Raw genomic sequence first — 11266 nt, 5'->3', positions numbered from 1 at the left:
ACCTGCTCGCGCGTGGCGGGCCGCACCACCGCCGCGGCGGTGCCGGCGCCGTAGCGCGCGCCGGTCTCGTAGCCGGCGCGGTCGGTGGCATCGGTCAGCACGTCGAGGTCCGGATGGGCCTGCGACAGATACCCAATCAGCTCCTTGCTGGACGACATCTGCGCAGCCTCAGACCGTGGCCGCGGTCATCTTGAAGATGCCCTGCGCGTTGGAGGCATCGAAGCCCAGATCCAGCTTGCTTTGGCTCGCGCCATCGGCGTAGCGGTCGCGCGTGATGAACTCGTAGAACGAGCCCGGCACCTCGCGCATCACGATCTCGCCGGCCGCGCCGACGAACTCGCGCATCACCGGATCGGCGCGGAACGCGGTCTGCTTGACGCGGCCGCTGCCGGAGACCTCGACCTTCTCCTTGATCGGACGGCCGAGGGCGCGTTGCTGGTCGCTCAGCGCGAACACGTCCTCGACGCGGTCGGTCGCATGGTTGAAGGCATTGCCTTCGGTGGCGATCCACGCCATCTCCGCCGATTCCTGCAGGATGCGCTGGTAGTCCTCGAGCCGGGGCGTGGCGTGATGGCGCTCGAAGCAGGCGGTGAGGTTGCGGATCACGTGAACGGCTTCGGCCAAAGGCAGCGCGCGGTCGCGGTCCAGCTTCCACAGCAGCGCGACCGTGTCCGGACGCAGCGGGTCGACCGACGTCGAAACCACGCGGGTGACCGCCGCCTGCAGCTCCGCGCTGAAGCGCTCGGGGTGGAACTCGCTGACGAAGAACTGCGCGATGCCGTCCGGCGCGTCCTCGTGCGCGTAGGAGCGGCCGGTCATGCCGATGCGGTCCAGCGGATAGGTGCCGTTCAGGCGGTAACCCAGCGGCCGCAGGAAACGCGTGAAGGCGGCCTCGCCCGGAGGCAGCTGGCCATTGGCCCGCCACGCCACCGTGCGCAGCGCGCCATGGTCGAAATTCACCTTGCCGCCGGCCGCGGCGACATCCTCGGTGTACTCGCGGCCGGTCGGCACGCGGGTCAGGATGCCGTCGAACAGCACCACGTTCAGCGCGTGAGCGATTTCGGCACGGCTGGGCTGGCCGGCGGCACCGGCGGGCAGGCCCGCGGGCGTTTCGATCAGCGACAGCAGCTTGGCGGCCTTGGTCGCGCCCACGCAGGCGGACACCAGAGAGAGGATGTGGTCGGACATGGAAAGCTCGTAATGCAAGGGAAGACAACAGAAGACAAAAAAGCGGCCGGCCCGCGCCTTTGCGACGGGCCGGCCCCGGGGAATCTGCATCAGTCGATGGTGGCGCCCGACTGCTTGACGACCTCGCCCCACTTCTCGCGGTCGCGCTTGACCAGCTCGGCGAACTGGCCCGGCGAGTTGAAGGCGGGCTCGGCGCCGATATTGCGCATGCGGCCGAGGATCCTGGCATCGTTCAGCGCGACCGCCAGGTCCCTGGCGATCTTCTCGGCCACCGCCGGCGGCACGCCCTTGGGGGCGAACAGCCCGAACCACGGCGTCGCATCGAAGCCCGGCACCGGACCGGCCGCGGCCACCGTCGGCACGTCCTGCAGCGCGGGCGAGCGCTGCGCCGAGGTCACGGCCAGCGGCCGCAGCTTGCCGGCGCGGATGAATTCGAGCGAGGCGGGCAGGTTGTCGAACATCACGTCGACATTGCCGGCCATCATGTCGGAGATCGCCGGGCTGCTGCCCTTGTAGGGCACGTGGCTCATCTCGGTGTGGGTCATGCGCTGGAACAGTTCGCCGGCCAGATGGGTCGAGGTACCGTTGCCGGCCGAGGCCATGTTGACCTTCTTCGGATGGGCCTTCACGTAGGCGACGAAATCGGGCAGCGACATCACCTTCGAGCGCTCGGCGAACGACGGCGACATCACCAGCACGTTCGGCACACGGGCGACCAGCGACACCGGCGCGAAATCGGCGACGTCATAGGCAAGCTTGCGGTACAGCGTCGGGTTGATGGCGAACTCGCCGACCGAGCCCATCAGCAGCGTATAGCCGTCGGCCGGTGCCTTGGCCGCCAGGCTGGTGCCGACGATGCCGCCCGCGCCCGGACGGTTGTCGACGATGACCGGCTGGCCCCAGACCTTGGACAATTGATCGCCGATCAGCCGGGTTACCATATCGGTCGTCCCGCCCGGCGGGTACGGCACGACGATGCGGACCGCCTTGTTCGGAAATTCCTGCGCCTGCGCGATGCCCGCGCTCATCGGCACGGTCAGCGCGGCTGCCGCGATCGCGGCAAGGATGCGGGACGATTTGATCGGTGTCATGCGGTCTCCTCCGGGGGCTCTTGCTGTGTTGGTATTGGTGTTGGTATCGGCTTTGGTATTTGCTACGGCGCCGATTCTTTCTCATCGCCGGACCGCGCTCAAGCGAGAAATTTGCCGGGGTTGATGAGAAAAACGCATCAACTTTGCCGGCCACGTCGCACCCACGTCCTGCCCACGTGCTGCCCACTTCGCAACCACGTTCCACCCCATCGCGCCAATGGCATTTCGCGTCCCCAGCCTGTCCAGTCTTCGCGCCTTCGAGGCCGCCGCCTCGCATCTGAACCTGCGCCGCGCGGCGGCCGATCTCTACGTCACCGAGAGCGCGGTGTCGCGGCAGATCGCCACGCTGGAGAGCCAGCTCGGCGTGCAGCTGTTCCATCGCGTCAACCAGCGGCTGACGCTGACGCCGGCCGGCACGCTGTACAGCCGGCAGGTCCGCGAAACGCTGCGCAAGCTGCAGCGCGATACGCTGGACATCATGGCGCACGAGGGCAGCGGCGGCATCGTCGAGCTCGCCTGCCTGCCGACGCTGGCGGTCGAATGGCTGATCCCGCGGCTGCCCGACTTCTACGCGCGCCATCCGCAGGTGGTGCTGAACCTCACGGCGCGCTCGGACGTGTTCCTGTTCGACGGAACGGATTTCGACGCCGCCATCCACTTCGGCGAGCCGCACTACCCCGGCGCGCGCGCCGACCCGCTGTTTCCCGAGGAGTCCGTGCCGGTCTGCCATCCCGACTATTTCGGCGGCCGCAAGCGCATCCGCCCGGCCGATATCGCCGGGGCCGAGCTTTTGCATCTGTCGACGCGCCAGTTCGAGTGGGAACAGTGGATGCGCCTCGCGGGCGTCGAGGACGTCAATGCGATGCGCGGCACGCGCTACGATCACCACAGCATGGTGATCGCCGCCGCGCGCGCCAAGCTGGGCATCGGGCTGGTGCCGCGCTTCCTGGTGGAGCGCTACCTGAACGAAGGCGAACTGGTGATGCCGGTGCCGCTGGCAATGCCGTCATCGGGCGGGTACTACCTGGTCTATCCCGAAATGCAGCCGATCAGCGACGCGATGTCGCGGTTGCGGGAATGGCTGCTGGAGTCGGCCTCGGAATTCGTGCGGGAGACGCAGGCGCGGGCGTGATGCGGGTGCGGCCATGATGCGGCGGGGACAGGATGCCGCGGAGACATGATTCAGGCGGGGACATGAAAAAAGGCCGGCGAGCCGGCCTTCGATGCTTGCGCCGCGTGCCGCGGGGCCGTCGTCAGTCGAGAAAATCGCAGTTCTTCTCGACGTAGTCGGCCAGGTCCAGCGAATGCTGGCGCACCAGCCGTTCCGCCAGTTCGGTATCGCGTTTTTCCAGCGCCTCGATGATGCGCAGATGGTCGACGATCGAGCGCGCGGCGCGGTCGCTCTGCGAGATCGTCATCTTCCGGATCGCACGGACGTGGATGAAGATGTTCTTGATCGTGTCCATGATGATCTGCGACTTCGACAGCTGCACGATCGCCTGATGGAACGCGATATTGGCGTCCGAGTATTCCTCGATATGCTCGGCCGGCGTGGTGTCGCGGAAGTTGTCGAACATATGCCGCAGGCGCGAGATTTCTTCGTCGGTGGCATGCAGCGTCGCCAGGCGCGCGGCCATGCTCTCCAGCGCGGCCCACATCTGGATCATCTCGACGATCTCGCGCTTGGTCTTGCGCATGATGTAGATGCCGCGGCGCGGCACCGTGCGCAGGAAGCCTTCCTGCTCCAGCAGCGTCATCGCCTCGCGGATCGGCGTGCGGCTGACGCCCAGCGCTTCGCTGAGCACGCGCTCGTCGAGCCGGATCTCCTCGCGCGACTGGTAGATGTCGGCATCGGCGATCGCCTGCCGCAGCATCGCGTAGGCCTGGTCGCGCAGGCTCGCGCCGGCATTGATGGGCTGAAGCGACAGCGCCAGGCCCGGGGGAGGCGCATCTGAGGCAGTGGCGGAAGACATCTCGGCTTGACGTTGCGCGGGTTGCACGGACATGGGATCGCTCTTTCGATTTTTGTATATGGTATATCAGAACGCGTGCACCGCCAGTTCGATGTGGCGGCATCGTCCAGGCGTGGCGGCGGCGCAACCGACCCGTTGCACCGCCCCGGCCATGGTCACCGTCATGGCGGTCACCACGGCCAGCGCCATGGTGGCCGCCATGGCGGGCCCCGCCGCGCTCACGCCGCCTGCGCCATCCGCTCGCGCTGCTTGATCAGCGACAGCACCGCGTCGATCATCGGCGTCGGCTGCTCCACCAGCCGGCCCATCTCCTGCACCACGGTCAGCAGCGGGTCGATTTCCATCGCCCTGCCCGCCTCCAGGTCCTGCAGCATCGAGGTCTTGTGCGCCCCCACGGCCCCCGCGCCGTCGATCCGCCGCTCGACATCGACGCGGAAATGCACGCCGAAGCGTTCGGCGATCGACTTGGCCTCGAGCATCATCTGCCTCGACAGCGCGCGCGTGCCCGGGTCGGACGTGATGACGTCCAGCGTGGCGTGCGTCAGCGCGCTGATCGGGTTGAAGCACAGATTGCCCCACAGCTTGAGCCAGATCTCGTTGCGGATATCCTCGCGCACCGGCGCCTCTAGGTCGGCAGCGATCATCGCCTCGCTGAGCCGCAGCACCCGTTCCGAACGCGTGCCGTCCGGCTCGCCGAGCGGGAATTTCTTGCCGTAGACGTGGCGGATCACGCCCGGCGCGGCGATCTCCGCGGCGGGATACAGCACGCAGCCGATTGCCCGCTCCGGCCCGAAGCCGCTCCATTGCCTGCCGCCCGGATCGACGCTCTGCAGCGTGGTGCCGGCGAGCTCGCCGCCATGCCGATAGAAGTACCAATAGGGAATGCCGTTGACGCCGGTGACGATCGCCGTGTTCGCCCCCAGCAGCGGCTGCATCAGATCGACCACGCCCGGCACCGAATGCGCCTTCAGCGTGATGAACACATAGTCCTGCTCCCCCAGCTCGCGCGGATCGGACGTGCAGCGCACCTTCTGCACCCGTTCCTCGCCGTCGATCAGCAGCTTGACGCCGTTTGCCTGCATCGCCGCCAGGTGCGGCCCGCGTGCGACGAAGCTGACGTCGACGCCCGCCCCGGCCAGTTGCGCGCCGATATAGCCGCCGATGGCGCCGGCGCCGTAGATACATACCTTCATGATGGCTGTCTCCCGTGCTTTTTTGGTGAATTGATATATCACATACTATATTTCACAAGCGCGGAATCACAACCTCTATTTGCGTGCGGGGCAAGTCCGAGCTAGGTTCAGCAGGGTCCAGGCAGCCTCCCAACCAGCGTCCGGCAAGGTCTCAGCCCGGTCTCAGCGGCGGCTCGTCTGCTCCTTGTCCGCGTCCGTTGCTCATGTCTTCAAGTGCCGAGTGCGCCGGAACCATGCGGTACCATGCTGCGTTCTGTCGTGCCCGCGGCGTCCGCTTCCCCACGGAGCGGTCGAACTTTTTGCGCCAGCGGGCGTCTTTTCTGCAACTTCATTGAAGGCGCCAGACGCCGAATCACCGCATGCCGAAAATGAACCGACGGACCGTGCTGGTCTCCGCCGCCGCCACTGCTGCGCTCGCCGCACTGGGCATTCCCGCTTCCGCGCTGGCCGCTGGCCGCATCAAGCTGGCCAAGGGCCAACCCTTCACCCACGAGGGCCTGGTCGAGCTGGCCCGCACCATGGCAAGCCGGCCGTATGTCGCGCCGCCCTCGCCGCCGGCCGACATCCTGGCCAGGATCGATTACGAGGAACACGGCAAGATCCGCTATCGCACCGACGACGCGCTGTTCGCCGATGGCCCGGGCCAGTTCCCGGTGACGTTCTTCCACTTGGGCACCTTCTTCCGCGTGCCGGTACGGATGCATCTGGTCGAGACCGGCGGCGCCAGGAACAACGGCGGCACCGCGCGCGAGATCGTCTACGACGAGTCGTATTTCGACATGCCGGCCAACAGCCCGGCGCGCAAGCTGCCGCGCGGCAGCGGCTTCGCCGGCTTCCGCTTCCAGGAGAGCCGCCTCGGCGACCAGAAGAAGCTCGATTGGCGCAAGAACGACTGGGTCGCCTTCCTCGGTGCCTCGTACTTCCGCGCGATCGGCGAGCTGTATCAGTACGGCCTGTCGGCGCGCGGCATCGCGGTCGATGTCGCGCAGCCGGACAAGCCCGAGGAATTCCCGTCCTTTACCCATTTCTATTTCGAGGCGCCGCGCGACGGCAGCGATACCGTCACCGTGCACGCGCTGCTCGACGGTCCGAGCGTCACCGGCGCCTACCGCTTCACGATGCAGCGCGCCAAGGGCGTGGTGATGGATGTCGACTGCGCGCTGTTCCTGCGCAAGGACGTTGGCCGGCTGGGGCTGGCGCCGCTGACCTCGATGTTCTGGTACTCGGAGTCGGTCAAGCGCACCGGCGTCGACTGGCGGCCCGAAGTGCACGACTCCGACGGGCTGGCGATGTGGACCGGCGCCGGCGAGCGCATCTGGCGCCCGTTGAACAATCCGCCGCGCACCATCGCGTCCGCGTTCGGCGACGACAACCCGCGCGGTTTCGGCCTGCTGCAACGCGACCGCAATTTCGACCACTACCAGGACGGCGTCTTCTACGAGCGCCGGCCCAGCCTGTGGGTCGAGCCGCGCGAAGGCTGGGGCGCCGGCACCGTGCAGCTGATCGAGATCCCGACCGATGACGAGATTCACGACAATATCGTCGCGATGTGGGTGCCGAAGGCGCCGGCCAAGGCCGGCAGCGCCTATCGCCTGCGCTACCGCCTGCACTGGCTGGCCGACGAGCCCTATCCGACGCCGCTGGCCCGCTGCGTGGCCACGCGCATGGGCAACGGCGGCCAGCCCGGCCAGCCGCGCCCGCCGGGCGTGCGTAAGTTCATGGTCGAGTTCAAGGGCGCGCCGCTCGAGGGCCTGCCGTTCGGCACCAAGCCCGAGGCCGTGCTGTGGGCCTCGCGCGGCAAGTTCTCGTACATCTTCACCGAGGCCGTGCCCAACGGCGTACCGGGCCACTGGCGCGCGCAGTTCGACCTGACCGTCGACGGCGACGAGCCGGTCGACATGCGGCTGTTCCTGCGCCTGAACGGCAAGCCGCTGTCGGAGACCTGGCTGTATCAGTACCACCCGTTCCGCACGAACGCCTGATCGGCCGGCCGGCCTGGCCGGTCCGGCGCGGCGTCAGCGAACGCGAACGGGCGAGGGTTCGGCCGGCATCGGCATTGCCGCCGCCGCGACCAAGGGGGTCCGCTCCGTCGCCTCGGTGGCGGGCACCATCGTCGGCACCATCGTCGGCACCATCGGCGGCACCATTGCCGGCACCATCGGAGGCCTGATGGTCGTCGGCACTGGCGCTCGCCGTGCCGCGTCGGCCCCGCCCAGCCCCAGCCAGCGGCGCAGGCCGGCAGGCAGTTTCCCGCCCAGATACGCGAAGACGCCGGTGCGGCGCTGGTACTCCAGCCGCATCGGCGTCTTGCCTTCGATGAAGTCCTGGAACAGCTGCCGCAGCAGCCCGAGCACCGCGTCATCGCTGCGCACGCTCATGCCGTCGATCATCTTCCTCAGTGCCGCCTCTTCGGTGGCAGAGGCGCAGCACCGCGTCCTTTCGATCAGGGTACGGCGGTCATCGGCGTAGACGGCGTCGAGCCGCACGGACGAGCGCAGCTCCAGTGCGTGCATCAGGGCGCGGTCCATCTCGAGCGCGGCCAGGATCTCCCACAGTGCGCCTCTGGCGACCGGGTGCTCGTGATCGAGCAAGGTGTGCAGCAGCACGTCGATGGCCAGCAGGCGGTTGCCGCGCAGGTCTTCCGCGTTGGGGTCGCGCCCGGCATCGGCGAATTGCTGCGCCTGCGCGCGCGCCTGTCGATCTCGCGCCGCTTCCGCGCGACCAAGGCTCCGGTCCCGATAGAGGCGTACACAGGCAACCAGCAGCCACGCCGTACCCGCAAGCAGCGCGACGGCGCCGACGATGATGCCCACCGGTGGTATCAGCGCGAATACCGTCGTGGCCACGATCGCGGCGACACCGATGCCGACGGAGACCGCACCGTATATCGTGCGGACCCTGGACCACCAGATCTTGCTCCGCTCCGCCGCTTCGATGGCCTGGAACGCCTGCTCGCGGTGATGCATCAGGATGTCGATCAGTTCGTTGGCGCGCTCGATGTCCGCCCGTCTGGCCAGTTCCGCCTGTAGCGCCTGCTGCGAACGTTGTTCCCGTTGCGCCGGCTCCGCCGGTTCGCTGCGCGCCGCTTCGTAGAACGCATCGGCGATGGCGGCCGTGCGCTGCAGTCGATGGTCTGGCGTCAGCCACTCCGACGCGCGCGCACGCGCTGCGCGAAGATCGTCGAGCCGGCGCGCGGATTGATACCAGCTCAGCAACCCGGCTGCCATCTGCAGCACACCCATCGCCACGCTGAACACGCCACCGGCGATGCCGACCGCCGCCATGTCCACGCCGGGAACGCCGGCCCTTCCGACCGCCGAGGCAACGGTGCATCCGCTGCCGCCCAACTGAATGACGACGTCACGCGCGGCGGCCACGCCCATCGTCCGGATATTGTCATCCGCCTGCCCCAGTTCGTTCGCCGCCTGCTCGTACAGGGCGTAGTGTTCGAGGTCGTTGTTCAGGTCCAGCGCCTGCTTCTCGAGCCCGATCCTGACGTCCCGCAGTTCGAGCGCGATATCGGCCAGCATCCTCGGCGGACCGCCGGCATCGGGCACATGCCGGGCCGGCGGCAACAACGGATTGCCCCCTTCGCCGGCCGGCAAACCGCGCAAAGGCGCCTGCAATTCCTGCTGCCTGGCCAGCAGCCAACCTATCCGGCCCTGCCGCCCGGTATCGGCCTGGACGAACCGGGCATGACCCTGGGCGTGTTGCCGTTTGCATTCGTCCAGCGCCGCCTTTTTCCAGCCCGCCTTCCATGTCAGGTGCAACACCCCGGCCGCTTCGACGACGGCGAAGACGGCGCCGGCAACGCCGGCCTCGCTGGTCGCGGGCGCGACGGACGTGATGGACAGCGTGTCGATTTTCCCGGTGACGAACGCGCCGACCTGCAGCCCGGCTCTTCCCGTCGTCGCACCTCCCCACACCGCGTACGTGACCTCGTTGAGCAGGTGCCATTCCCTCGACCGGGACAGCCTGGCGTGCGTCGCGAAGGCCGGAGGCCATTGGCGGCCGGAACCGCTGGCCATCGATTCCCGATTTCCGGCGTCGTGTTCCAGGCGCGGAGGCGATGCCTCATGTAGAACCGAACCATACGCGTTGATCGGCATGGTTTCCTCCAGTGATCTGCGGTGCTTCAGGGAAGGCGCATGTCCGGACCGCGTTGGCCGCCGCGTCGGCAACCTCGCGCGCGGACTGGCGGACTAGACCATATGGGCAGGCAATCGATCGGCCTGCGGTACGGCCCTGGCCTTGACGCCGGTCCAGGCGCGCAGCCGCGAGGCCGACGGCCCGGCGCCAGGCACGGACAGCGGCAGACAGCCGAGCTCTTCGTCGCCGCAGGCAGCCATATGGAGATCCGATCCCGCTGCGCGCAACTGGCCGAGCCGGGACAGCAAATCGATCAGCAGGTCCGTCGGATCGCCGATCGTGAAGGCGGCGTCGAAGTCGTTGCCGAGATGGCTCAGCGCCTGACGTAGCCCGCGCAGCGCGACATAGTCCTCGCCGTGCAGATCGGGCGGCATGGCCCGATAGATCGTTTCCCACCGCCGGACCGATCCGGGCACGTCGGCGGGATTGATTCTCTGCGCCAGCTGCGCAAGAACGCGCGATCTGGCGAGGCGGATCTCGTCGTTGCCTGGCGGCAGCCGAACGGCAGAGTCGGTCAGCATGTCGAGAGACGCGGTGTCGTCATGCGGTATCCAGCGGGCGAAATGGCGCATCAACTCGAGAGCCCACGATTCGGAGTGTTCTCGCGCCCGCTCGAGCGCCGCGACGATCAGGTACCGCCTGTCCTCCGGGGACATCGCGCCCGCCATCGACACGATCGCTTTCATGGCCCACTCCCGTATCGAGGGCGGCTGCATGGCCAGCACGTCGGTGGTCGACCGGACCTGATCGGGCCGCCGCATGCCAGCGATACGCCGGGCGATGGCATCTTCGTCCTGGTATTGCCGCATCGTGGAGATGGTGTTGCACGCCAGATGGAAGGACCGGCATGTGGCGGACAGCGGCGATCCACTGAACGCGAAATGCCGCTCGCAAGCCGGCACCTTTGCCAGCACCTCGCACAGCAGCTCGAAGGGAAGATCGAGCAGCAGAGACCACGAGGCAGGCTGCGCTGCCTGCGGGGGCCGGTCTGCCGCGGCCGGGCGGATGCCGCCACCGGCACGGCACGGCTTGTCCGGACTCGTACGCGATTCCGAACTGGCGCACCGCTTCATCGCCGTCGGCGAATTGCGCCGCAGAAGGGACACGACCGCATGCCATGCGCCCGACACCCGGTCTGCCGACGACCGCGATGGAAACGGCCTGGTTGGCGAAGGGTGACATCGCAGGCGGACAGCGCTGCCGCCGGCCTGCACCGCCATCGTCGCAGCGTTGCCCAGGGGAACGGTATCCGCCTCCCGCGGCGGCCGGTGGTCAACGACCGCGGGCGAAATGGCGGTAGGCGTGCCGGTCATGATGGCTCCTGTCGAAGGGATCGATCGGACCGCCAGGCCCTGGCGGTGCCAGTACCGGCTCGCTCGCCGATACTGATCAGGAGTGTTGGCCGAAGTGTTACCGAACTGTTAAGTTCGATTCGCACGCTTTAGTTTTGAGGGGCCTACCTTGGCCCGCGTTGTGCTTGTCCATGTCGAGATCCCCCTGCGAGGAGAGAAATCATGCTGTTCCATCGACATGGTGTTTGCGCGGCGTTGCTGGCGCTCGGCACGGCATGGGCCGCCACCGCCGCCGCCCAGCCGGCGAATGTGCCCACTGAATCGGAGCGCGGCAGCGGCAGCCAGATGTCGCGCCAGCCCAAGGCCGTGACGCAGCCGTC

At 67.8% G+C, this 11266-nt stretch carries 9 protein-coding genes; 2 read left to right on the top strand and 7 right to left on the bottom strand.

Annotated features, from left to right (window positions below; all coding sequences use genetic code 11):
- Nucleotides 1–168: 168 nt before the first annotated feature.
- Together B551_RS05385 and B551_RS05380 are read right to left on the bottom strand one after the other, a co-directional pair.
- The gene (locus tag B551_RS05385; RefSeq protein ID WP_006577356.1) at nt 169–1188 is read right to left on the bottom strand and encodes a DUF1338 domain-containing protein; all 1020 of its coding nucleotides are present in this window, start codon (nt 1186–1188) and stop codon (nt 169–171) included.
- 89 nt (nt 1189–1277) lie between these two features.
- On the bottom strand, nt 1278–2279 hold the full coding sequence (locus tag B551_RS05380; RefSeq protein WP_006577357.1) for a tripartite tricarboxylate transporter substrate binding protein: 1002 nt from the start codon (nt 2277–2279) through the stop codon (nt 1278–1280).
- 217 nt (nt 2280–2496) lie between these two features.
- Between B551_RS05380 and B551_RS05375 the strand changes: the two genes are divergently transcribed.
- Nucleotides 2497–3411, top strand: coding sequence for a LysR substrate-binding domain-containing protein (locus B551_RS05375; RefSeq protein WP_023263629.1), 915 nt, complete (start codon nt 2497–2499; stop codon nt 3409–3411).
- A gap of 121 nt (nt 3412–3532) precedes the next feature.
- Here the strand turns inward: B551_RS05375 and B551_RS05370 are convergent, their stop codons facing one another.
- The 3 genes from B551_RS05370 to B551_RS05365 form a co-directional block, all read right to left on the bottom strand.
- Nucleotides 3533–4252 carry a GntR family transcriptional regulator gene (locus B551_RS05370; RefSeq protein WP_023263628.1) on the bottom strand — a complete coding sequence of 240 codons (720 nt, stop codon included), beginning with the start codon at nt 4250–4252 and terminating at the stop codon, nt 3533–3535.
- A 66-nt stretch (nt 4253–4318) separates the two neighbouring features.
- Entirely contained in the window at nt 4319–4453 is a 135-nt protein-coding gene (locus B551_RS27245; RefSeq protein WP_023263627.1) for a hypothetical protein, read from the bottom strand.
- A gap of 17 nt (nt 4454–4470) precedes the next feature.
- A complete protein-coding gene (locus B551_RS05365; protein ID WP_006577359.1) occupies nt 4471–5445 on the bottom strand; it encodes a 2-dehydropantoate 2-reductase in 975 nt (324 codons plus the stop codon).
- 359 nt (nt 5446–5804) lie between these two features.
- On the opposite strand from B551_RS05365, the gene B551_RS05360 reads away from it, so the two are divergent.
- Entirely contained in the window at nt 5805–7427 is a 1623-nt protein-coding gene (locus tag B551_RS05360) for a glucan biosynthesis protein (protein ID WP_006577360.1), read from the top strand.
- Nucleotides 7428–7460: 33 nt separating this feature from the next.
- Here the strand turns inward: B551_RS05360 and B551_RS05355 are convergent, their stop codons facing one another.
- Entirely contained in the window at nt 7461–9554 is a 2094-nt protein-coding gene (locus tag B551_RS05355; RefSeq protein ID WP_006577361.1) for a hypothetical protein, read from the bottom strand.
- Between the two features lie 93 nt (nt 9555–9647).
- A complete protein-coding gene (locus B551_RS05350; RefSeq protein WP_006577362.1) occupies nt 9648–10907 on the bottom strand; it encodes a hypothetical protein in 1260 nt (419 codons plus the stop codon).
- Nucleotides 10908–11266: the final 359 nt, after the last annotated feature.

The organism is Cupriavidus sp. HPC(L) (assembly GCF_000307735.3).
Taxonomy (GTDB): domain Bacteria; phylum Pseudomonadota; class Gammaproteobacteria; order Burkholderiales; family Burkholderiaceae; genus Cupriavidus.
This window is presented reverse-complemented; position numbering and strand designations above follow the sequence as displayed.